This is a genomic window from Pseudomonas sp. TE21435, from assembly GCF_056279265.1.
The window spans coordinates 2781026-2803549 of record NZ_JBWBQZ010000001.1 but is presented as its reverse complement, the minus strand read 5'-3'; the positions used below and the strand labels follow the sequence as shown (position 1 = coordinate 2803549).

Sequence of the window (22524 nt, the reverse complement as noted above, 5' to 3'; positions counted from 1 at the left end):
ATTATCCGGCAGCGGGCGGCAGATGCAAATGCCCCGGCCAGGGGGCCGGGGCATATTGGTTGCCTGATTTGGTTACTTGATGCGCTGGCCTGGCTTGGCACCGCTGTCGGGGCTGAGCAGGTAGATCTCCTCGCCGCCCGGGCCGGCTGCCATGACCATGCCCTCGGAAACACCGAAGCGCATCTTCCGTGGCTTGAGGTTGGCCACCATCATGGTCAGGCGGCCTTCCAGCTGGGACGGATCCGGGTAGGCCGACTTGATGCCCGAGAACACATTGCGACGCTCGTCACCGATGTCCAGGGTCAATTGCAGCAGCTTGTCGGCACCCGGCACGGCTTCGGCTTTGACGATCAATGCCACGCGCAGGTCGACTGCGGCGAAGGTGTCGAACTCGATCTCGGCCGACAGCGGGTCTTTGGCCAACTCGCCATTGCCCGCCGGGGCGGTGTTGGCCTCGGCGGCCAGCAGGTCTTCCTTGCTGGCGGCGATCATTGCTTCGACCTTGGCCGGTTCGATGCGGCTCATCAGCGCCTTGAACGGCTTGAGCTGGTGATTTTCCAGGCGCGACTGGTGGTCGTTCCAGGTCAACGGCGCGACATTGAGGAAGGCCTCGGCGTCGCTGGCCAGCACCGGCAGGACCGGCTTGAGGTAGATCACCAGCTGGCGGAACAGGTTGACGCCCTGGGCGCAGATGGCCTGTACCTCGTCCTGCTTGCCTTCCTGCTTGGCCAGCGACCACGGGGCCTTGTCGGCGATCCAGGCGTTGGCGCGATCGGCCAGGGCCATGATCTCGCGCATCGCGCGCCCGAAATCGCGGGCTTCATAGGCCTCGGCAATCGACGGGGCGGCCGCGAGGAAGGCTTCGGTCAGCTCCGGCGCGGCATCACCGGCGACCATCACGCCGTCATTGCCCTTGTGGATGAAGCCGGCGCAGCGGCTGGCGATGTTGACCACCTTGCCGACCAGGTCGGAGTTGACCTTCTGCACGAAGTCCTCGAGGTTCAGGTCGAGGTCGTCGACGCCGCGGCCCAGCTTGGCGGCGTAGTAGTAACGCAGGTATTCCGGCTGCAGATGATCGAGGTAGGTGCGCGCCTTGATGAAGGTGCCGCGCGACTTGGACATCTTCGCGCCATTGACGGTCAGGTAGCCGTGCACGTTGACCGCCGTCGGCTTGCGCAGGCCCGCGCCTTCGAGCATGGCCGGCCAGAACAGGGCGTGGAAGTTGACGATGTCCTTGCCAATGAAGTGGTACAGCTCGGCCGTGGAGTCTTCTTTCCAGAAGGCGTCGAAGTCCAGTTCCGGCCGGCGCGCGCAAAGGTTCTTGAAGCTGGCCATGTAGCCGATTGGCGCGTCCAGCCAGACGTAGAAGTACTTGCCAGGCTCGCCCGGGATCTCGAAACCGAAGTACGGGGCGTCGCGGGAGATGTCCCATTCCTGAAGGCCAGCGTCCAGCCACTCGGCGAGCTTGTTGGCTACGGCGTCCTGCAGGGTGCCGCTGCGGGTCCACTGTTGCAGCATGGCCTGGAAGTCGGGCAGCTTGAAGAAGAAGTGCTGGGAGTCACGCAGCACCGGCGTGGCGCCGGAGATTGCCGACTTGGGGTTCTTCAGCTCGGTCGGGGCGTAGGTGGCGCCGCATTTTTCGCAGTTGTCGCCGTACTGGTCCTCGGCCGCGCACTTGGGGCAGGTGCCCTTGATGAAGCGGTCGGCGAGGAACATGCCCTTTTCAGGATCGAAGTACTGGGTGACCGAACGGGTGGCAATATGCCCGGCATCGCGCAGGCGCGTGTAGATCAGGCTCGACAGCTCGCGGTTCTCTTCGCTGTGCGTGGAGTGGTAGTTGTCGAAGTCGACCAGGAAGTCGGCGAAGTCGGCGCTGTGCTCGGCCTGGACGTTGGCGATCAGTTGCTCGGGCGTGATGCCTTCCTTTTCAGCGCGCAGCATGATGGCCGAGCCGTGGGCGTCGTCGGCGCAGACATAGATGCACTGGTTACCGCGCAGTTTCTGGTAGCGCACCCACATGTCCGTCTGGATGTATTCGAGCATGTGACCAAGGTGGATCGATCCATTGGCATAGGGCAGGGCGCTGGTGACGAGAATCTGACGTGGCTCGGACATGGTGGCTCGGCTACTTATCTGGCTACGGGGTAAAAATGAGGGTGATCGGCCACTATAAAGGGCTGGCGAATATATTTCACCCCAACAACGCATCCGCTGACGATTGACGGGTTAGCATAGGCACCTGTTTCGTATTCAGTTTGCCAATGGGAGCCTCCATGAGTGCCGTTACCCGTGCCGCCGTCGAAGGCGTGCTTCGCCAGTACACCGACCCCTACCTGAACCAGGATCCGGTCAGCGCCGGTTGCGTGCGCGCCATCGATATCCAGGGCGGGCAGGTCAATGTGCAGTTGCAGTTGGGTTATGCCGCCGGGCTGTTCAAGGGGGGCTGGGCGCAGGTGCTGCAAACTGCCATCGAGAACCTCGACGGCGTGAGCTCGGCCTCGGTCGGCATCGATTGTGTGATCGCCACCCACAAGGCCCAGGCTCAGGTGCCGGCCATGGCCAACGTCAAGAACATCGTCGCCGTGGCCTCGGGCAAGGGTGGGGTCGGCAAGTCGACTACTGCCGCCAACCTGGCCCTGGCCCTGGCCCGCGAGGGTGCCCGGGTGGGGATACTCGACGCCGACATCTATGGCCCCAGCCAGGGTGTGATGTTCGGCATCCCCGAGGGCACCCGCCCGCAGGTGCGCGAGCAGAAGTGGTTCGTGCCGATCAAGGCCCATGGCGTCGAGGTCATGTCCATGGCCTTCCTCACTGATGACAACACGCCCATGGTCTGGCGCGGCCCGATGGTCTCGGGCGCGTTGCTGCAGCTGGTGACCCAGACCGCCTGGGACGACCTCGACTACCTGGTGATCGACATGCCGCCAGGCACTGGCGACATCCAGCTGACCCTGGCGCAGAAGGTGCCGGTGGCGGGCTCTGTCATCGTCACCACCCCGCAGGATCTGGCGCTGCTGGATGCCAAGAAGGGCGTGGAGATGTTCCGCAAGGTCAACATCCCGGTGCTGGGTGTGGTGGAGAACATGGCGGTGCACATCTGCTCCAACTGCGGCCATGCCGAGCACCTGTTCGGCGAAGGTGGCGGCGAGAAACTGGCGGCCCAGTACGGTGTCGAACTGCTGGCGTCGTTGCCGCTGTCGATGCTTATCCGCGAGCAGGCCGACAGTGGCAAGCCGACCGCGATTGCCGAGCCGGAGAGCCAGATCGCCATGGTCTACCAGGAGCTGGCGCGGCAGGTGGGGGCACGAATCGTGTTGCAGGAAGCGGCGGCGCCGGCGATGCCGAGCATCACCATCAGCGAGGACTGAGGTTCAGGCAATCATGTGGGGGCGGGCCAGCTCGCTTCCACGATGGTGTACGGGCGATTGACTCAGGCACAAAAAAACCCGCCAATGGCGGGTTTTTTTTGAAAGCTAGGAAGCGAGATCGACTTAGGCGATCTGAACTTCTTCAGCCTGCATGCCTTTCTGGCCGCGGGTAGCGACGAAAGTAACAGCCTGGCCTTCTTTCAGGGTTTTGAAGCCGTCAGCTTGGATGGCTTTGAAGTGCACGAACAGGTCGTCACCCGACTGAGGGGTGATGAAGCCGTAGCCTTTCTCATCGTTGAACCACTTAACGGTACCGTTTTGACGGTTGGACATGTTTCTGTCTCCTTGGACAAAGTTGATTACGGTCAGGAAGTACCCTGCCCGGGACTGAGTGCAAAGAGAGCAGAAAATTCAGCGATGGGCCGATGATAATCGTGCATCAAACTAGAGATTCTCGGTGTCACGTGCAGCACAGTGGCGCCACCTTAACCCACTTTCCACGACCTGCCAATGGTCAAGGAGCGCTTTGATGAATTTCGGATCGGCGGCCGGCGCAGGCCCCGTCTGGCGCGGGATGGGCAAGGAAACTTTAACCTGCGCGCCGGGACCGGTAAGATGCGCATCTCGTTTTTCACCTTGCACTCTTCAGGACACCCCGCCATGAGCATCAAATCGGACAAGTGGATTCGCCGCATGGCGCAGGAACACGGCATGATCGAACCGTTCGTCGAGCGCCAGGTGCGCGGCGAGCACGACAGCCGGGTCATCTCCTTCGGCGTCTCCAGCTACGGCTACGACGTGCGTTGCGCCGACGAATTCAAGGTGTTCACCAACATCAACTCGGCCACCGTCGACCCGAAGAACTTCGATGCCGGCAGCTTCGTCGACATCAAGAGCGACGTGTGCATCATCCCGCCAAACTCCTTTGCCCTGGCCCGTACCGTCGAGTACTTCCGTATTCCGCGTGACGTGCTGACCATTTGCCTGGGCAAGAGCACCTACGCGCGCTGCGGCATCATCGTCAACGTCACTCCGCTCGAGCCCGAGTGGGAAGGCCATGTGACGCTGGAGTTCTCCAACACCACCACGCTGCCGGCGAAGATCTACGCCAACGAAGGCGTGGCGCAGATGCTGTTCCTGCAGTCCGACGAGGAGTGCGAAGTGTCGTACAAGGACCGCGGCGGCAAGTATCAGGGCCAGCGCGGCGTCACCTTGCCGCGCACCTGAGCCGACAAAGCGCGGGAATTGTTTCCGCGCCCGGCACTCCAACGAGTGAACAGTTCCGGCGCGCATGACGTGCGCCGGCTCTCGTCAGGAGCCCCCCATGAAAATCGATCCCGCAATCAGTGCCAAGCTGGCCGTCCTGCAGCCGAACCAGATCGGATTGCTAGCCTGGTCGCTGCTGGCCCATCCGCCGACACACACGCCACTGCCCATGCGCGCAGGCGGAGTGCCTCACCAGCCTGATCCCGACACGCCCCAGCCGCCGCAGCCTGGCGAGCAGCCACCGATGGAGCCGGGCGAGCCGACCCTGCCCGATGAGCCGCCTCCCGCTCCTGTGGCCTGACGCCGCTCAGTTGCCCAGCAGGTAACCGCTGCGGCAAACCTGCTCGCCTGCCACATGGGCGACCACCATGCCCGCGGTGGCCATGCGCCTGATGCTGCGGGCATAGAGCAGCCCGGCCTGGCTATTGCGCAAGGGCGTTACGCGGTCGCTGAGCGGGTCGATGACCTCGGCGATCAGCGCTCCGGCTTGCAGGTACTGCCCGGGGCTGGCATGGAACACCAGCAACCCGCCAAGCGGAGCCATGACCGGTTCCACCGCCGCCAGCGGCGTGGCCGGATGGCGCAAAGCGGGCAAGGGCGCCGGTTGGCCTTCGATGACGCCGGCGTGGGTCAGGAAGTCGAGGATCGCCTGGCAGTCCTGGGTGGCCAGGGCGTGGCTGACATCGGCCTGGCCGCGCAACTCGATGGTCACCGAAAAACTGCCCTGGGGGATCGGGAAGCGTTTGCCGAAGCGCTGCTGCAACTGCCACCACACCAGGCTGAAACACTCATCGAACGATTGCCCGCCCGAGTCGGTGGCCAGCAGGCTGGCCTGGACGCCCAGGTAGCGGGCCAGCGGTTCGACCTCGGGCCAGGCCTCGGGCGTGGTGTACAGGTGTTCGACGGCTTCGAAGTCGCAATGCAGGTCGAGCACCATGTCGGCGTCGCAGGCCAGGCGCTGCAAGGTCAGGCGTTGGGACTGCAGCGGCGTGTGCGCGGGGTGGGCATCCAGGCCCCGGCGCAGGTATTCACGGATCAACGCCAGGTTGTGGGCCGGGTCCTGGGAGAGGTGGCCTTCGATCTGGTCGCCGATGCTGTCCGACAGGTCGACGAACCTGCGGTTGAAGTTCTCGCCGCTTTGCAGCTCGAAACGCCCCAAGGGCGCGTCCAGCAATACCTGCTCGAGGCCGACCGGGTTGGCCACCGGCACCAGGATGACCTCCTTGCGCAACCGCCCCTGCTGCTCCATGTCCGCGAGCCGCTGCTTGAGGTGCCAGGCCACCAGCATGCCCGGCAGTTCGTCGGCATGCAGCGAAGCCTGGATGTACACCTTGCCGGCGCCACGTGGGCCGAAATGGAAGCTGTGCAACTGGCGGGCGATACCCGGGACAGGGGAGAGCAGGTCGTGGGTCGAGTGGTGCATGGTGGTCCTGATGTGAGCGCTGTGCGGCAAGGGCTGGGATCAAGGATAGAAGCATAACTTCGGGGGCGGCGCACTATTCACATAGGAGAGCGCAAGAGGATGGGGCAGTGACCATGAGATCGAGCACCGCGCGCGCGGCGCTCGATTTTGCTGGCTCTGGTCTCTGAGACCTATTTGCCAGGCACCAGCGTCAACCGCTGGCTGCCGTAGGCCCGGGCAAAATTCTGCGGTTGCAGCGGCAGGCTGGTGAAGCGGCCCTTGAACCAGGCATCGAGCCCATCGCTGTAATGGAGGCTGGCCGGATTGCCGGACTGGCCGTTGCTGGTCAGCAGCTGCAGCGGTTCGGTCTGCCCGAAATCAACGATCATCCGCGCCGAGGCCGGCAGTTGGGTGTCGAAGCTGCTCCCCCAGGCATAAGGCGTCAGGGCCAGGGTGCTGAAGTCACCGCCTGCCGCCAGGGGCGCGCGCTCGAGTTTGTCGCCCAGGCCGTGATAGGCCGGTGCCGGCCAGCGGTACTGATGCAGCTTGCCCCACTGCCAGGCGCGGCGGTCGGCGCCAAGTTGTGTGGTGCCGGCATCCACCGCCGCAGCCAGGCTGCGGGCGAGGATGGTGGGCTTGTCTTCTTTTTGCGGCGTGCCGCGATCATCCCAGAACGGGCTGTCCTCGCGTCCCAGCAGGTGGTCGGCCTGGGCGGAGTAGGAAAGCTTGGCATTGCCGATGAACGCTTGCCATGCCGGGCTGGATTCCGGGCCCAGTTCATCGAGGAAAGTCTGGCGAGTGACCGCCTGGAGGAACAGTTCGTACAGCGCGGCATCGGCCGACACCGGGCTTAGCCGGCCATCGAAGGCCTTCAGCCGCGCCAGGGCGTCGCGAGCCTTGTCGCGCTGGGCGCCAGGCAGGGCGTCGATGGCCTGCTTGAGCGGCTGGGCCATGCCGGGGGCGTCGAACATCTGCTTGAGCTTGTCGGCCAGCAGAGTCACCTGATCGTTCTGCAGAGCCATCAGGCTGCGGCTGTCGTGGCGACCGTTGCCGGCCAGTTGGGCCATGCGCTCGGCGCGCTCGGGGTAATACCAGCTGCTCGACAGCTGCATGCCATAGCCCTTGGGCAGGCTGCGCTGGTTGGCGTGGCCGATGAAGCCGGCGGGCGGGTCCTGATCGTAGGGGTGCAGCATTGCATCGGCGTAACCATCCCAGTCATAGCGCCCGTCCCAGCCCGGCGAGGGCAGCAGGCCCTGGCCTTCACGGCGGTTGGGATAGCGTCCGCTGACCTGCCAACCGATATGCTGGGGCTCGGCGAACACGAAGTTCAGCGCTGCCGCACCGACCTCGCGGGTGCTGTCGAAGGCACGCTCGATGTTTTGCGCGCGGGTCAGGTCGAACAGCGCATCGAGGCTGCGATCATCCTTGAGCAGCGGTAGATGCAGGGCCAGGGCCAGGCTGCCATGCCCCGGCAACAGGGTGCCGTGGCGGGTGTCGTACATCACCTCGCGCTGGGGGCGCTGGCCGCGAACGAAGAAGGTCTCGTTGCGGGCACGCGCCGGTTGCCACTTGCCGTCGGCGAGGTAGGTCAGCTGGGTGCCCTGGCGGCGCACCTGCTCGAGGAACAGGTCCTGGTTGTCGGCCATCACCGCGCTGCTGCTCCAGGCCAGCTTGCCGTTGTAGCCGGCCAGCACGATCGGCAGCCCTGGCAGCGACAGGCCGGCGACCTGATACTTGCCGGTTTGGATCTGCACCGGGCTCAGTGCCCAGGCGGCGCGGCTGTCGCTGGCCAGCAGGCTCTTGCCGGCACGGCTGCGCTGGGGCGACAGCGCCAGGTTGCTCGAGCCGGGGGCACCCAGCAGGCCGAGGTCGGCCAATTGCTGGCCAGTGGCGGTGAGCGCGCCCAGGCCCGGCAGCTGGCTGGCCAGGTTCAGGCCCTTGAGTTTGTCGACTTCGCTGTCGGCCAGGGGTTCGTCCGGAGCGCCGGGCAGCAGCCAGGCCAGCTTGTCGGCACCGACCTTCTGCGCCAGGGTCAATGCCGACAGTTCCTCCTGCAGGTTCACCGACTGGCTGAAGGCGTAGAGGCTGAAGATCAGCGCCGAATCCTCGGGTTTCCAGTATTCCGGGCGATAACCGCTGCGAGCGAGTTCGCCCGGCAGCTTGTCGCGATAGCGGAACAGGTAGGCGTTGACCCCGCGGGCATAGACTTCGAAGAAGCGCTTCAGGCGCGGCGAGGCATCGGCATACAGCTGGCCGGCACTCTGCTTGAGATTGGCCGCGCGCATCAGCCGGTCGATCGCCAGGGCGTCGGCTCCCGCCAGCTCGGCCAGGCGCCCTTGGGCCAGCAGGCGCATGGCGACCATCTGCTCGATGCGATCCCCGGCATGCAGGTAGCCCAGGCTGAACAGCGCATCATGGAAGTTGCCGCTTTCGATCAGCGGCGCGCCCATTGCGTTACGCCGTACCGAGACGTTCTGCGCCAGACCCTTGAGCGGTTGCACGCCGCTGTTGGGCAGGACGCTGTCCTGGTAGCCACCCATCTGGCAGCCGCCCAGCGCGAGCAGGCCAAGCAACGCGGCAGCACTGCCGAGGCGGAGAGGGAAGGGTGGAAGGACGGGGGCGGCCATGGCTGGATTCCTGCAGGGTGTGGCGGGGTTCTGAAAGGCGCTAAGGTAGTGAGCGCGCAGTCGCCGTGCAAGGTGCCGGGGAGCTTTATTTACCAGTGGTCATGCTGGAGCGGGTTGATCATGGGCCAAGCCCGTTCCCGCGACGATTTGCCTGGGAGTGGGCTTGGCCCTGAACACGTGCGCTGACGTTGATCAGGCGCCGTGGCACTTCTTGAATTTCTTCTCGCTGCCGCATGGGCAAGGGTCGTTGCGGCCGACGTCCTTCAGGGCGTTGCGCACCGGCTCCTGGTGGCCGTGGTTGCAGTGCGGGCCATGCACATGGCCGTGGTCGTGGTGATGGTCGTGACCGTGATCGCAGTCGGGGCCATGGACATGGGGTTGTTGGGTCATTGCAGCGTTACTCCGGTTTAAGATCGCCGGGGATTATCTCACCCATTTGCCTCAAGTACAGGTCCCGATGCACGATCAGCCCGGTGGCCAGCTCGCCCCGCAGTTGGTATTGCACGGGTTGTCCGCTCTTGAGCAGCTTCGCCAGGGGCTTGAGGTGCTGCCAGAGATTGGTCCGCACGGTGACCTTGAAGGTGCGCCGGGCATGGCCGCCAACGCTGCGCCACAGGCTGGCCTCGTCTTCGGCCAGCAACAGGTCGCCGAGGCGTACAGAATAGGCCAGGTGGCGTATGAACAGGCGGCTGTCGTTGGGGTTGTCGACGCGCAGGTGCAGAACGAACTCCTGCTGGTGCAGGCGCACCTTCACCGGTTCCACCTCGAGCAGGTGCAACTGTGGTTCGCGCCAGGTATCAGCGCCCCAGCTGGCGCAGCCCGCCAATCCGCCCAGTAGCAGGCTGAGCGAGAGCAGGCGAGCCAGGGTGCGCATGCTCAACTACCGAAGTAACTGGCGCAGCATTTCTTGAACTTCTGCCCGCTGGCGCAGGGGCAGGGGTCGTTGCGTCCGGCCTTGAGGGGCGCGGTCGGGTCGATGAAATACCAGCGTCCGGCATGCTGGACGAATGCCGAGCGCTCGCGGTGCTGGTGATCGCCCTCAAGGTCGTGCCAGCGCGCGGTGAACGTGACGAAGGCATGCTCGGGCTGTCCGCCCAGCACCTCGGCGCCCTCTACCTCCAGGCCCAGCCAGGTGCTCTGCGCGCTCCAGGCCGCCATGGCGGCGCGGTCCAGGCCTGGGCGCTGGGCCGGCAGGGTGGTAGCCACCAGGTAATCCACCAGGCCCAGCACATAGGCGCTGTAGCGTGAACGCATCAGCGTCTGGGCATCCGGCGCTGGTGTTCCACTGTGATAGTGCCCGCAGCAGGTATCGAGCAGGTTGCCACTGCCGCAGGGGCAGATCGAGACACTCATTCGGTCACCACCAGTACTTGCCGAAGTTTTCGGGGTTGGCCCAGAACTTGGCATTGAGCCAGTCCGGGACTTGTTTGTAGTCATGCAGATCATAGGTGAACAGGCTCAATACCTGTTCATCGCGCTGGAACTGCTCGCTGGCCGAGAGCGCCAGCGAGTAGAAATCGGTGGGCTGCCAGCCGCAGGCGGTCAGGTCGGCCAGCACTGCGACGCGGCTGGCGTTGAGGTTGCGGATGCCGCCCAGCAGCTCCAGGCCGGTGCGCTTGGGCAGGTGCTCCAGGCAATCGACCAGTACCGCCAGGTCGAAGCGCCGGGCTGCCTGTTCGGCAGGCAGCGGGCCGGGTGCGGCAACTTCGATGCGGGTATCGGGATGGGCGGTGGCGAAGGCTTCCAGGGCAGGGAAGCGGCTGCCCACCAGCAGCAAGTGGCGCGGGGTGAAGCGTTCCAGCAGGGCGGCCAGGGCCTGCTGGGGCGTGCGTTGGGAGAAAGCGTCGGTCATTGCCATTCCTCGTTCAGGTCGCTCAAGACTAACGGTCCCAGGCCAGCGGGCAAAGGGGCGCGCGGCTGCGGCGTGGCTTATTGCTGGCAGAGCGGGAAGCGCCGGTCTTTACTCCCAGAGCATCGGTTTTCTACCGATTCCCCCTAGGAGAAGCAACAAGATGAGCATAGTACGCACAGCGATACCCCTGGTTCTGCTCACCAGTGTGTTGACTGGTTGTGCAGGTTTGCAGAAAACCGACTGGCCGAAGTGTGCTGCCGTCGGGGGCGTGGGCGGCGCGGCCCTGGGCGCGATCGAGAGCTCCAGCTGGGCCGGCTGGGGCGCCTTGCTCGGTGGCGGCCTGGCGGCGGGTTACTGCTGGGCCCATGGCGACGGTGACGAAGACGGCGACGGCGTACCGGACAGCCGCGACAAGTGCCCGGGCACCCCGCGCGGCGTGCAGGTCGACGCCAATGGCTGCCCGCCGGAGCCGGTGCCGGTGGTCGAGGAAGTCGTGGTACAGAAGGAAGAAGTCATCGTCATCCGTGACGTGCATTTCGAGTTTGACTCGGCACGCCTGACGGCCACCGACAAGGAGCGCCTGAACACCATCGCCACGAGGCTCAAGCAGGAAGCCCCGAGCGCGCGCCTGAGCGTTTCCGGCCACACCGACAGCGTCGGTTCCGACAGCTACAACCAGAAGCTCTCCGAGCGCCGCGCCCAGTCGGTGACCAACTACCTGGTCGAAAGCGGTGTGCCGCGTGCCGGCTTCGTCTCGGTGGTGGGGGCGGGTGAAACGCAGCCGGTCGCCGACAACGCCACCGCCGACGGGCGTGCCATGAACCGTCGAACCGAGATCAAGATCCAGCGTTGATGGCGACGTGCCCGCGCCTTGAGAAGTGGCGTGGGCACGTCTTTACTCCTGTGTGACCGGTAGCGGCCGGTGACACAGGAGCATTCACCATGCGTGTTTTGTCGAAAGCGGCGCTGCCGTTGGTGGTGGCCACGAGCCTGCTGGCAGGTTGCGCCACCCACAGCGATGGCAGCGCGCCCCTCAATCAAAGGACCTGGCCCATCTGCAGCCTGCTTGGCGGCCTGGTCGGTGGCGGCCTGGGCGCCATCGAAAGTTCCAGCTGGGCGGCTGGTGCCGGCGTTGCCGGTGCGATTGCCGGTGGCCTGATCTGTTATGCCCAGGATGGCGACGAGGATGGCGATGGCGTTTTCGACCGCCGCGACCGCTGCCCGGATACTCCGGCCGGTACCCAGGTCAACCATATGGGCTGCCCATTGCCGCAGTATCCAGCCGCCGCACCGCAGCCGGAGCCTGCGGCGACCTCGGAAGTGATCACGCTCGATGATCAGGGCCAGGTGCTGTTCGCCTTCGATTCCGCCGAACTCACCCAAGGTGCACAGCAGCGCCTGCAGGGCTTGCTGCCCAAGCTCAACGACCCCAGTGTGGCCAGTGTCAAGGTGATCGGTTTCACTGACAGCGTGGGCTCCGACAGTTACAACCAGCGCCTGTCCGAGCGCCGTGCCAGCGGTGTTGCCGAGTACCTGATCAGCCAGGGCCTGGCGCCGAACAAGGTGACCAGCCAGGGCCGTGGCGAGAGTGAGCCGGTGGCCGACAATGACACCGATGAAGGCCGCTCACGCAACCGACGGGTGGAACTGCACCTGAACTGACCCCTCTGGCGCATGCCCCGGCAGTAGGGTTACTGTTGCCGGCACGGTCCGCTCGAACGGACCGTCCCGGCATAACAAAAATCATGGGGGCGGGGTATGAAGTTCATCCTGGGCCTGGGCAAGGCTCTGACAGTGGCGTTCTGGGGTGTGGTGCTGTTCAACCTGTTCATGCCACAGCCATTGCCGCTCAATCTTCTGATCAATGCCGCAGGTATCGTCCTGCTGTCGCTGCATGTGCTCGAGGTGCTGTTCTTCAATGGCAGCTTGCGTGGGCGCAGTCACCGCTGGTTCGACCGCTTGCAGATTCTGTTGATCGGCATCTTCCATGTCATGTCCATCCCCCGGTCGCAGGAGGCGCCGAGCCATGCGTAAACTGATTTTGCTGGCCGTACTGGCCACACCCTTGGCCCAGGCCGAGAGCCTGGAGGTTGCTGCCCATTCGATGCTGCGCCTGCCGAACAAGGCGGCCAGCGTGCACCTGGAGCACCTGCGAGTGGCCGACTCGGCGACCTTGTTGCTACCGGCCAGCCTTACCGAGCTGAAGATCGACCGGCTCGAACTGGGGCGCGATGCGCGCATCGCCATCGCGCCGGCCGAGCGCGACCTGAGCATCGAGGCGTTGACGGCTCGGCTGGGCGAGGGTAGCGAATTCAGTGCGCCTGGGGCGCCCGGAAGCTACGAGCGGCCCGCGCGGCCGGGGCGTAACCTGGATCTGCGGTTGCAGGCGCTGGAAGCGGATCGGCTATCGATCGACGCCCGGGGTGGGGCTGGGGCGCCGGGGTATGTCGGGCTCGACGGCGCCAATGGCAAGCCGGGGGGCTGCACCTGGGGGCAGGCCAGTCGTGGGGCCAATGGTGATGATGGTGGCAACGGGCATGATGGGGCCCCCGGTGGGCGAGTTCGTCTGGCGGTGCCTGAAGGGTTTGCGCAGGAGCGGATTGTGGTGCGACTTGATGGTGGTGCGCCTGGTAAGGCGGGGGCTGCCGGGAAGGCTGGGGCAGGTGGGGCTAGTAAGGGGTGTCTGGTTTATCGGACCGATGCTGGGGGGAATGGGCGGCCTGGGCAGGCCGGGCAGCCTGGGTTGGCTGGGGCCTCGGGGGAGTTGATTCTTCAGCGGCTTTGAGTTTTTGGGGTAGCGTTGTTTGGTTGTTTGGTTGTTTGGTTGTTTGGTTGTTTGGTTAGTTGGTGTTGAAAGTTGTGTGCGCATTCATTTTCGATGTCGACGCTTATTCACCTTTCCGCCCTTACGGCGGGTCCCTTTTTGAAGGATCAAAAAGGAACCAAAAAATCCTCGCTCCATTCATCCGGCCCTCCGCTTCGCTCCGGGTTCCCTCACTCCGGCCTTGCTCCCGGGAGGACCGCGCTGAACGCCCCATCCTGGGGCGCAGCGCTTGACGGGCATCCATGCCCGTCACCTCCCTCCGCAAGACCTGCGTTCGGCCTCCTGAAGTCGCGAAGTTACGGGCGGCGCCTGCACTAACGCAGCTAGTCGCTAGTTGCCATCGTGGGAACTCTAGATCAACATCGCGGGGCAAGCCCGCTCCCGCCATAGTTTGACTACTTAATTCAACGTGAGAGCGGGCTTGCCCCGCGATAGCGTAATGAAGAACAACATTACAGCCACTAACAAAACCGACATATCTGCTCTTGATCTGCTCTTGATCTGCTCTTGATCTGCTCTTGATCTTGCTTCTAAGTGCGCGATAGTTCAGGCGCCACCAATTGCGACTTCAGGAGGCCGAGTGGAGTTCTTGCGTAGTGGGGCGACGGCCATGGATGGCCGTCGAGCGCTGCGCCCCAGGATGGGGCGTACAGCGCGGTACCCACGGGAGCAAGAACGGAGCGAGGGAACCCCGGAGCGAAGCGTAGGGGCCGTATGAACGGAGCCGAACGGTTTTGCCGACTTTTGCCACGACAAAAGTCGGCCGCCGTAAAGGCGGAAAGGTGACGAAATGTCGACATCGTCTACGAATGTGCTTGCAAATACAAAAACAATCTATCGAGCCGAAGCCGAAGCCGAAGCCGAAGCCCAACCCCTCAAACCAAAACCCGCGAACTCGCCACCCCCACCACCACAACGCCAATCAACAAATTAACCCCAACCAACCGCCGAATCCGCCCCAGCACCCCAGCCCCCGAAGCCCAATCCCCTGCCTCCACCGCCGCACGCAACTCAGGCAACAACAACCCCTGAACCCGCATGAACAACGCAAACATGACAATCCCCCCGCCAATCATCACCTGCACATAACGGGGCGCGGTCTCGAACCCGGCAAACCGAAGGTGAATCATCCCGACCCCGCTGACAGCCAACACCGCCACCGCCAGCCAGACCCATCTGAAGAACCGCTGGAAAACCTCCACCCACAAACGCAGCCGCGCAGGCCCTTCCAGCGCTGCAACCGTGGCCGGCCGCAGCACCAGCCAGGCGAAGAACATCCCGCCGACCCAGACGAGGGCGGCCAGGACATGCAAGGTGTAGGGCAAGGTAAAGGCAAGCATCGGGATCTCCATGCGGCACAAAGGGCAATAGCGGGGTATGATAGCCGGCCCATGCGAAACACTGAAAATATATCCAGCCCTCCGGGCGCCTGCAGACCATGATCAGCAACGAACTCAAAGCCACCATCCAGGGCGCCTACTCGCGTTTCCTCGAAGCCAAAAGCCTCAAGCCGCGTTACGGCCAGCGCCTGATGATCGCCGAAGTGGCCAAGGTGCTCGGCGACATCGCCAGCGATGATGAAGGCCGCCGTGCCGGCGAGCCCGCGGTGGTTGCCGTCGAGGCCGGTACCGGTACCGGCAAGACCGTCGCCTACAGCCTGGCCGCGATCCCCGCCGCCAAGGCCGCCGGCAAGCGCCTGGTGATCGCCACCGCGACCGTGGCGCTGCAGGAGCAGATCGTCTTCAAGGACCTGCCCGATCTGATGCGCAACAGCGGGCTGAACTTCAGCTTCGCCCTGGCCAAGGGCCGTGGCCGTTACCTGTGCCTGTCCAAGCTCGACGTCCTGCTGCAGGAAGGCCACGCCCAGTCGGCCACCGCCCAGCTGTTCGAGGAGGAGGGCTTTCGCATCGAGGTCGACGAGCGCAGCCAGAAGCTGTTCAACAGCATGATCGAGAAGCTCGCCGGCAACCGCTGGGACGGCGATCGCGACAGCTGGTCGGAGGCCATCGAGGACCAGGATTGGGCGCGCCTGACCACCGATCACAGTCAATGCACCGGTCGGCACTGCCCCAACTTCCAGCAGTGCGTGTTCTACAAGGCCCGTGAAGGCATGGGCAAGGTCGATGTGATCGTCACCAACCACGACATGGTCCTGGCCGACCTGGCACTTGGCGGTGGCGCCGTGCTGCCCGACCCGCGCGATACAATGTACGTGTTCGACGAAGGCCACCACCTGCCGGACAAGGCCATCGGCCATTTCGCCCACTACTCGCGGCTGCGCTCCACCGCCGACTGGCTGGAGCAGACCGCTAAGAACCTGACCAAATTGCTGGCCCAGCATCCATTGCCGGGCGACCTCGGCAAGTACATCGAGCAGGTGCCGGAGCTGGCCCGCGAGGTGCGTACCCAGCAGCAGTTCATGTTCACCCTGTGCGAGCAGGTGGCGGACTTCCGCGCCGGCGAGGACATGGAAGGCCGCGACCGCCCGCGCTATCGCTTCGAGGGCGGCGTGGTGCCGGAGCAGATCCGCGAAGTAGGCATCGAGCTCAAGAAAGGCTTCGCTCGTCTCAACGACCTGTTCACCCGCCTGGCCGACCTGCTCAAGGAAGGCATGGACGGCGAAAACAACATCGGTATCGCCAGCCACCAGGCCGAGGAGTGGTACCCGCTGTTCGGCAGCCTGGTGACCCGGGCCCAGGGCAACTGGGAGCTGTGGACCGCCTTTACCGCGGAAGACCCCGAAGACAACCCGCCCATGGCCCGTTGGCTGACCCTTGCCGAAAGCGGCGCGCTGTTCGATATCGAGGTCAACGCCAGCCCCATCCTGGCTGCCGAGATGCTGCGCAAGAGCCTGTGGAACGTCGCCCATGGCGCCCTGGTGACTTCGGCGACGCTCACTGCGCTGGGCAAGTTCGACCGCTTCCGCATGCGTTCGGGCCTGCCACGCGACGCGGTGCAGTGCGTGGTGCCCAGCCCGTTCGTGCATGGTGACGCCGGGCTGCTGCGGGTGCCCGACCTGGGTGCCGATCCGCGCGACGCCACGGCGCACACCGCGGCGATCATTCGCGAGCTGCCAGCCATCGTCGAGGACGCCCGCGGCGCGCTGGTGCTGTTCTCCTCGCGCAAACAGATGCAGGACGTGTTCGACGGCCTGGACCGCGACTGGCGCAAGCTGGTGCTGATCCAGGGCAACCTGTCCAAGCAGGAAACCCTGAACAAGCACAAGGCGCGGGTCGACGACGGCCAGCACAGCGTGCTGTTCGGCCTGGCCAGCTTCGCCGAGGGTGTCGACCTGCCGGGCGCCTATTGCGAGCATGTGGTGATCGCCAAGATCCCCTTCGCGGTGCCGGACGATCCGGTCGAGGCCGCGCTGGCCGAATGGATCGAAGCCCGTGGCGGCAATCCGTTCATGGAAATCGCCGTGCCCGACGCCTCGCTGCGCCTGATCCAGGCCTGTGGCCGGCTGCTGCGTACCGAGCAGGACCGTGGCGTGATCACCTTGCTCGACCGCCGTCTGGTCACGCAACGCTATGGCAAGGCTATTCTCAATGCGCTGCCACCTTTCCGACGGGAAATCGGCTGACTGCCGGAGCAACACGCACAACCCGTTGTCCATTACTCGATTGCGAGCCCATGACGGGTTCCGAAGGAGAGCCACCGCCTCATGATCCGCCGCGCCTTGCCTGTTGTGTTCTCCATGTTGTTCAGTGCGCCTTTGCTGGCCGGGCAGCAGACCCTGTTCAGCTTCGTGCGCCCGGCCTCGGTAGTGAATGTCGTCACCCAGGACGCCAGCCTGCCGCAGTACAACGCGGAGCAGACAGCCGAAGGCGAGGTGTTGCGGCGAGTGGTGTTCAACCCGGTGGCACAGCCGACACTGCGCCTCGCGCCGCAGAGCGGTGCGTGGGACTGGTCTGCCGGCCAGGCGCTGACTCTTCGCCTGCAGAGTGGCATGGACTGGGCGCTGACCGTCGATGTGGTGGTGCAAAGCAGCGACGGGCGCACGCTCACCAGCCGCATCGACCTGCCGGCAGGGCCTGCGCAGACCGTGATGATTCCGCTCAAGGCCAGTTCACCACTGAGTCAGGGCATGCGTGCCGGGCCGCCGATGCCTTGGACCTACGAAGGCCAGCGCCTGTTGCTGACTAGCAGCGAAGGAGGAGCTGACCTGGCGCAGGTCACTTCGGTCAGCTTGAGCATCCCCGGCCCCAAGGTGGCGCAGAGCCTGTTGATCGAGAAGGTCGGCCTGCAGGATGACGATCAGGCGTTCAAGGCCGCCTACGCCGAGCTGATCGATGGTTATGGGCAATCGACCCGTGGCCGCTGGCCGGAAAAAATCGTCAACGACGAGCAGCTCAAGGCTGCCGACAGCCGTGAACAGGCACAGCTCAAGGGCTGGCTGGCCGAGCGCGACAAGCTCAAACTGGACACCTATGGCGGCCTGCTGGAGGGGCCTGCGTTCGACGCCAAGGGTTTCTTCCGTACCGAGAAACGCGACGGACGCTGGTACCTGGTGACGCCGGAAGGGCATCCGTTCTATTCGCTCGGCGTCAATGCCGTCGCCGCCGATGGCGGGCGTACCTATGTCGCCGGCCGTGAGGGCATGTTCAAAGCCTTGCCGGGAGAAGGCGACACCCTGAGTGCCTTCTATGGCGAAGGCAACAACGATGACGGCAATGCGTCGTCCCAGGGCCGTGGTTTCAAGCAGGGACGCTGGTTCGACTTCTACGCGGCCAATCTTCAGCGCACCTATGGCAAGCCTTGCCCGCAGGGAGAGGTGGCGTGCCCGGTGGCGGTGCTGGATGCCCAGCGCTGGCAGGCCCATACCCTGGATCGCCTGCAGGCCTGGGGCTTCAACACCCTCGGCAACTGGAGCGATGCGGCGCTCGGGCAAGCCAAGCGCCTGCCGTACACCTTGCCGCTGTCGATCGTCGGTGACTACGCCAGCATCAGCACCGGCATGGACTGGTGGGGGCGCATGCCCGACCCGTTCGACCCGCGTTTCGCCATGGCCACCGAGCGTGCCGTGGCCATTGCTGCGCGGGATCACCGTGACGATCCCTGGCTGATCGGTTACTTCGCCGACAACGAACTGGCCTGGGCCGCGCCGGGGGACGACCCCAAGGCACGTTATGGCCTGGCCTACGGCACCTTGCGCCTGACCACCGATGTGCCGGCCAAGCGCGCTTTCCTCAAGCAACTGCGCGACAAGTACCGCAACCAGCAGGGGCTGTCGAAGGCCTGGGGTATTGAGCTGACCGCCTGGGAGCTGATGGAAGACCCGGGGTTCGAGGCGCCGTTGCCCAACCCTGAGCATCCGGAAATCGAGCGTGACTACCAGTATTTCCAGCAGGTGTTTGCCGAAACCTACTTCAAGACCATTTCCGATGCGCTGAAGTGGCATGCGCCCAACCACTTGCTGCTGGGTGGCCGCTACGCGCTCAGCACCCCCGAGGCAGTGAAGGCCTGCGCCGAGTTCTGCGATGTGCTGAGCTTCAACTTCTATACCTTGAAGCCTGACGACGGCTACGACTTTGCGCGGTTGGCCGAGCTCGACAAGCCGGTGCTGGTCTCGGAGTTCCAGTTCGGCTCGCGCGATCGTGGCCCATTCTGGCCCGGGCCGCTGGAAGTGGCCCGCGAGGAAGACCGTGGCCCGGCGTATGCCAACTTCCTCAAGGCGGCCATGGCCCAGCCGATGATCGTCGGTGCGCACTGGTTCCAGTATCTCGATCAACCCGCCAGCGGGCGCCTGCTCGATGGTGAGAACGGCCATCTTGGCCTGGTCGCTGTCACCGATGTGCCCTATGCGGGGTTCATCGAGGCGGTGCGCCGCAGCAACCTGCAAGCCCTTGGGCATTTGCGCACAGCGTTGGACAAGCCGTAGTTCCTGATAACCACCCAGCCATCTTCAGTAGGCAAATCGCCCAACTACTGAAACAATGCACCCCTTTGCAAGCCAGGCAGTAAAGAGAGGTAGTCGGGTGCAGATCCAGGGTCACTATGAGCTGAAGTTCGAGGCGGTGCGCGATGCTTTCGCCGCGTTGTTCGAGGATCCCCAGGAACGTGGTGCGGCGTTGTGCATCCAGGTCGGCGGAGAAACCGTGGTCGACCTGTGGGCCGGCAGTGCCGACAAGGATGGCCGCGAGGCCTGGCACAGCGACACCATCGCCAACCTGTTCTCCTGCACCAAGACCTTTACCGCCGTCACCGCCTTGCAACTGGTGGGCGAGGGCAAGCTCGCCCTCGACGCGCCGGTGGCGCGCTACTGGCCGGAGTTCGCCCAGGCCGGCAAGGACCAGGTCACCCTGCGCCAACTGCTCAGCCACCGTGCCGGCCTGCCGGCCATCCGCGAGCTGCTGCCGGCCGAAGCCCTGTATGACTGGCAGGCCATGGTCGATGCCCTCGCCGCTGAAGCGCCCTGGTGGACGCCCGGCAGCGAGCACGGGTACGCGGCGATCACCTACGGCTGGCTGATTGGCGAATTGATCCGCCGCGCCGATGGCCGTGGTCCGGGCGACTCCATCGTCGCACGCACCGCCAAGCCGCTGGGCCTGGACTTCCACGTGGGCCTGGCGGATGAAGAATTCCACCGCGTGGCGCATATCGCCCGCGGCAAGGGCAACCCTGGCGATGCCGCCGCCCAGCGCCTGCTGCAGGTGACGATGCGCGAGCCCGAGGCCTTGTCCACTCGGGCCTTCACCAACCCGCCGGCGATCCTCACCAGCACCAACAAGCCTGAATGGCGGCGCATGCAGCAGCCGGCGGCCAATGGCCATGGCAATGCCCGCAGCCTGGCGGGCTTCTATGCCGGCCTGCTCGATGGCAGCCTGCTTGAGTCCGAACTGCTCGACGAGCTGACCCGCGAGCACAGCCTCGGCCAGGACCGCACCCTGCTCACCCAGACCCGTTTCGGCCTGGGTTGCATGCTTGACCAGCCAGAGGTGGCCAACGCCACCTTCGGCCTTGGCGCGCGTGCCTTCGGTCACCCCGGCGCCGGCGGCTCGGTCGGTTTCGCCGACCCCGAACATGACGTGGCCTTCGGCTTCGTCACCAATACCCTCGGCCCTTACGTGCTGATGGACCCCCGCGCACAGAATCTGGTGCGGGTGCTTGGCAGTTGCCTTTGATCGGGTAACGCGGGTATTGCCACGTCCCTTTGACTATCCTCAATGCCAACGCCTGAAGCGTATGGGCAAAATTTCTTTCTATTTCATGGTGTATCGCTGATGTCTTCACATAAAACCTTAGCACTCGCCCTGTGCCTGGCCATGACCGGTTGTGCCAGCCACTCCCCGGACGCCGCAAAGGACGGTGGCCTGAACTGGTGGCCATTTGGTTCGGACAAGGTCGCTGACAAGGAAGTGAAGGAGGCTGTCGTCGAGAACGTGGCCAAGGCCGACGCCAAGTCCGAAAGCGGCAGCCGCTGGTGGTGGCCGTTTGGCAGCGATGAGAAGAAGGACAAGGTCGCGGCGGTGCCGAAGATCGACCATAAGGCCACGCAGGCCTGGCTTGACCAGTACGAGCCGAAGGTCCGCGAAGCGATCAAGGGCAGCAAGTTCGAGCTGGAGCGCCGCGAGGATTTGCTGGCGGTGACCATCCCGGTCGACAGCTCCTACAACCCTGATCGCCCGAACATGCTGCTGCCCGCGACCCTTGGCCCGATCACCCAGGTTGCCAAGGTCATCGAGACCGATACCAAGACCGCTGTGCTGATCCTCGGCCACGCCGACACCAGCGGCGCCATGGCCGCCAACCAGAAACTCAGCCTCGAGCGCGCCGCTTCGGTGTCGGCGATCTTCCGTCTCAGCGGCCTGCAGCGCGACCGCCTGATGCTCAAGGGTATGGGCGCGGTGATGCCGCGTGCCGCCAACGACAGCGCTGAAGGCCGTGCCTTGAACCGCCGAGTCGAGCTGCTGCTGACCCCGCAGAACACCATGGTCGCGCTGCTGGCCAAGTACCAGCAGGCTGCCCCGTCGCCGGCTCCGGCGGCGATGGTTGCCACCCAGGACGCCAAGGCCCCGGCCGCCAAGCCTGTCGTCAAGGCCGCCGCCAAGCCGGCTGCGAAAAAACCTGCCACCAAAGCCAAGGCGCCAGCCAAGGCCAGCACCGTCGCGAAGAAGAAAGCCGCTGCGGCCAAGCCAGCCGCGAAGAAGGCCGCCACCGACAAGAAAGTCGCCGCCAACAGCCCTGCGAAGACCAACTGATCGTCAAGGAAACGCAGCATGACCCAATCCCTGGCCGATATGCGCCGCGACTACACCCGTGATGGCCTGGCCGAAGCCCAGGCTCCCGGGGAGCCGTTCGCGCTGTTCCACCACTGGTTCGCCGATGCGGTGAAGACCGAGCAGCTACCGGTGGAAGCCAACGCCATGACCCTGGCCACCGTTGATGCCGAGGGGCGTCCGCATTGCCGGGTGTTGCTGCTCAAGGCGCTGGATGCACGCGGATTCACCTTTTTCACCAACTATGAAAGTGCCAAGGGCCAGCACATTGCGGCCAACCCTCATGCGGCGATGACCTTCTTCTGGCCGGCGCTGGAGCGCCAGGTGCGGATCGAGGGACGGGTGGAGAAGGTCACGGCCAAGGAGTCGGACGACTATTACCAGGTGCGCCCGCTGGGCAGCCGGCTAGGGGCCTGGGCGTCGCCGCAGAGCCGGGTGATTGCCGATCGCGAGGAGCTGGAAGGCCTGGTCAGGGCCACCGAGGCGCGCTTTTCCGACAGCCAGCCGCATTGCCCGGAGCATTGGGGCGGTTACCGCTTGCTGCCCGAGCGCATCGAGTTCTGGCAGGGGCGTGCGAGCCGCTTGCATGACCGCCTGAACTACCGCCTGGTCGATGGCCAGTGGGCGCGCGAGCGTCTGGCGCCCTGACAAGAATGGGGCCGCGACGCGGCCCCATCATCAACGAGACCCCGTCGCTTCCCGCTCCAGCCACGCCGCCAACTCCTTGCGCCGCACCTTCTCCACCCGCGCCCGCTCCAGCAACTTGAGCATTAAGACCTGCTTCGCCGGATCCTCCCCGGCCAGCGACAGCGCCAGGTCCCGGTCCATCCAACGGCGCATGCGCACATACAGCCACCCGTGAAAATACAGCCCGGCGACCGTCACGACGACGACGATGAAGTAATCCATGGCTATCCTTGGTCTCATCTGTAGGCCCGCAATTCAGCCAGCAACGGCTGTACCTGA

The 22524-nt window shown here is 64.8% G+C and carries 22 protein-coding genes; 12 read left to right on the top strand and 10 right to left on the bottom strand.

What is annotated here, in order from left to right; all coding sequences use genetic code 11:
- Positions 1-72 precede the first annotated feature (72 nt).
- Positions 73-2115 carry a methionine--tRNA ligase gene (gene metG, locus ACZ9C1_RS12640; RefSeq protein WP_102684774.1) on the bottom strand — a complete coding sequence of 681 codons (2043 nt, stop codon included), beginning with the start codon at positions 2113-2115 and terminating at the stop codon, positions 73-75.
- Positions 2116-2273: 158 nt separating this feature from the next.
- Between metG and apbC the strand changes: the two genes are divergently transcribed.
- Positions 2274-3368 (top strand): iron-sulfur cluster carrier protein ApbC, encoded by a 1095-nt coding sequence (apbC, locus tag ACZ9C1_RS12635; RefSeq protein WP_102684775.1) that lies wholly within the window; start codon positions 2274-2276, stop codon positions 3366-3368.
- Positions 3369-3491: 123 nt separating this feature from the next.
- On the opposite strand, the gene ACZ9C1_RS12630 is transcribed toward apbC, so the two are convergent.
- Positions 3492-3701 carry a cold-shock protein gene (locus tag ACZ9C1_RS12630; RefSeq protein ID WP_012273869.1) on the bottom strand — a complete coding sequence of 70 codons (210 nt, stop codon included), beginning with the start codon at positions 3699-3701 and terminating at the stop codon, positions 3492-3494.
- 327 nt (positions 3702-4028) lie between these two features.
- Between ACZ9C1_RS12630 and dcd the strand changes: the two genes are divergently transcribed.
- Together dcd and ACZ9C1_RS12620 are read left to right on the top strand one after the other, a co-directional pair.
- On the top strand, positions 4029-4595 hold the full coding sequence (gene dcd / locus ACZ9C1_RS12625) for a dCTP deaminase (protein ID WP_023630764.1): 567 nt from the start codon (positions 4029-4031) through the stop codon (positions 4593-4595).
- Positions 4596-4692: 97 nt separating this feature from the next.
- A complete protein-coding gene (locus ACZ9C1_RS12620; protein WP_102684776.1) occupies positions 4693-4935 on the top strand; it encodes a hypothetical protein in 243 nt (80 codons plus the stop codon).
- Between the two features lie 6 nt (positions 4936-4941).
- On the opposite strand, the gene ACZ9C1_RS12615 is transcribed toward ACZ9C1_RS12620, so the two are convergent.
- From ACZ9C1_RS12615 to ACZ9C1_RS12590, 6 genes are all read right to left on the bottom strand, one after another.
- Complete coding sequence (locus ACZ9C1_RS12615) at positions 4942-6057, bottom strand: succinylglutamate desuccinylase/aspartoacylase family protein (protein ID WP_102684777.1); 1116 nt, start codon at positions 6055-6057, stop codon at positions 4942-4944.
- Positions 6058-6227: 170 nt separating this feature from the next.
- On the bottom strand, positions 6228-8663 hold the full coding sequence (locus ACZ9C1_RS12610; protein ID WP_476254031.1) for a penicillin acylase family protein: 2436 nt from the start codon (positions 8661-8663) through the stop codon (positions 6228-6230).
- A 192-nt stretch (positions 8664-8855) separates the two neighbouring features.
- Positions 8856-9053, bottom strand: coding sequence for an SEC-C metal-binding domain-containing protein (locus ACZ9C1_RS12605; RefSeq protein ID WP_029613223.1), 198 nt, complete (start codon positions 9051-9053; stop codon positions 8856-8858).
- A 7-nt stretch (positions 9054-9060) separates the two neighbouring features.
- Positions 9061-9537, bottom strand: a complete 477-nt coding sequence (locus ACZ9C1_RS12600) for an LEA/WHy family protein (RefSeq protein ID WP_476254030.1) — start codon at positions 9535-9537, stop codon at positions 9061-9063.
- 2 nt (positions 9538-9539) lie between these two features.
- Positions 9540-10016: a YchJ family protein gene (locus ACZ9C1_RS12595; RefSeq protein ID WP_102684780.1), complete on the bottom strand. Its 477-nt coding sequence runs from the start codon at positions 10014-10016 to the stop codon at positions 9540-9542.
- A gap of 4 nt (positions 10017-10020) precedes the next feature.
- Positions 10021-10515 (bottom strand): DUF6231 family protein, encoded by a 495-nt coding sequence (locus tag ACZ9C1_RS12590; RefSeq protein ID WP_198755598.1) that lies wholly within the window; start codon positions 10513-10515, stop codon positions 10021-10023.
- A 160-nt stretch (positions 10516-10675) separates the two neighbouring features.
- Between ACZ9C1_RS12590 and ACZ9C1_RS12585 the strand changes: the two genes are divergently transcribed.
- The 4 genes from ACZ9C1_RS12585 (at position 10676) to ACZ9C1_RS12570 (ending at position 13300) form a co-directional block, all read left to right on the top strand.
- The gene (locus ACZ9C1_RS12585) at positions 10676-11368 is read left to right on the top strand and encodes a PA1041 family peptidoglycan-binding anchor lipoprotein (protein WP_457378807.1); all 693 of its coding nucleotides are present in this window, start codon (positions 10676-10678) and stop codon (positions 11366-11368) included.
- Between the two features lie 89 nt (positions 11369-11457).
- Positions 11458-12177 (top strand): PA1041 family peptidoglycan-binding anchor lipoprotein, encoded by a 720-nt coding sequence (locus tag ACZ9C1_RS12580; protein ID WP_102684783.1) that lies wholly within the window; start codon positions 11458-11460, stop codon positions 12175-12177.
- 96 nt (positions 12178-12273) lie between these two features.
- Positions 12274-12549: a DUF1145 domain-containing protein gene (locus tag ACZ9C1_RS12575; protein WP_102684784.1), complete on the top strand. Its 276-nt coding sequence runs from the start codon at positions 12274-12276 to the stop codon at positions 12547-12549.
- The gene (locus tag ACZ9C1_RS12570; protein WP_476254029.1) at positions 12542-13300 is read left to right on the top strand and encodes a collagen-like protein; all 759 of its coding nucleotides are present in this window, start codon (positions 12542-12544) and stop codon (positions 13298-13300) included. The genes ACZ9C1_RS12575 and ACZ9C1_RS12570 overlap by 8 nt, the downstream gene beginning before the upstream one ends.
- A gap of 914 nt (positions 13301-14214) precedes the next feature.
- On the opposite strand, the gene ACZ9C1_RS12565 is transcribed toward ACZ9C1_RS12570, so the two are convergent.
- The gene (locus ACZ9C1_RS12565) at positions 14215-14679 is read right to left on the bottom strand and encodes a CopD family protein (protein ID WP_277501744.1); all 465 of its coding nucleotides are present in this window, start codon (positions 14677-14679) and stop codon (positions 14215-14217) included.
- Between the two features lie 98 nt (positions 14680-14777).
- Between ACZ9C1_RS12565 and dinG the strand changes: the two genes are divergently transcribed.
- The 5 genes from dinG to pdxH all read left to right on the top strand — a co-directional run bounded on the left by dinG (position 14778) and on the right by pdxH (position 22206).
- Positions 14778-16922 (top strand): ATP-dependent DNA helicase DinG, encoded by a 2145-nt coding sequence (gene dinG / locus ACZ9C1_RS12560; RefSeq protein WP_476254028.1) that lies wholly within the window; start codon positions 14778-14780, stop codon positions 16920-16922.
- Positions 16923-17003: 81 nt separating this feature from the next.
- Positions 17004-19220, top strand: coding sequence for a beta-galactosidase (locus ACZ9C1_RS12555; RefSeq protein WP_277501742.1), 2217 nt, complete (start codon positions 17004-17006; stop codon positions 19218-19220).
- 97 nt (positions 19221-19317) lie between these two features.
- Positions 19318-20463 carry a serine hydrolase domain-containing protein gene (locus tag ACZ9C1_RS12550; RefSeq protein ID WP_457378862.1) on the top strand — a complete coding sequence of 382 codons (1146 nt, stop codon included), beginning with the start codon at positions 19318-19320 and terminating at the stop codon, positions 20461-20463.
- A gap of 99 nt (positions 20464-20562) precedes the next feature.
- On the top strand, positions 20563-21540 hold the full coding sequence (locus ACZ9C1_RS12545; RefSeq protein ID WP_102684678.1) for an OmpA family protein: 978 nt from the start codon (positions 20563-20565) through the stop codon (positions 21538-21540).
- A gap of 18 nt (positions 21541-21558) precedes the next feature.
- Positions 21559-22206 (top strand): pyridoxamine 5'-phosphate oxidase, encoded by a 648-nt coding sequence (gene pdxH, locus ACZ9C1_RS12540; protein ID WP_476254027.1) that lies wholly within the window; start codon positions 21559-21561, stop codon positions 22204-22206.
- A gap of 30 nt (positions 22207-22236) precedes the next feature.
- Here pdxH and ACZ9C1_RS12535 read toward each other — a convergent pair whose 3' ends face one another.
- Positions 22237-22467 (bottom strand): hypothetical protein, encoded by a 231-nt coding sequence (locus ACZ9C1_RS12535; RefSeq protein ID WP_139669330.1) that lies wholly within the window; start codon positions 22465-22467, stop codon positions 22237-22239.
- Positions 22468-22524: the final 57 nt, after the last annotated feature.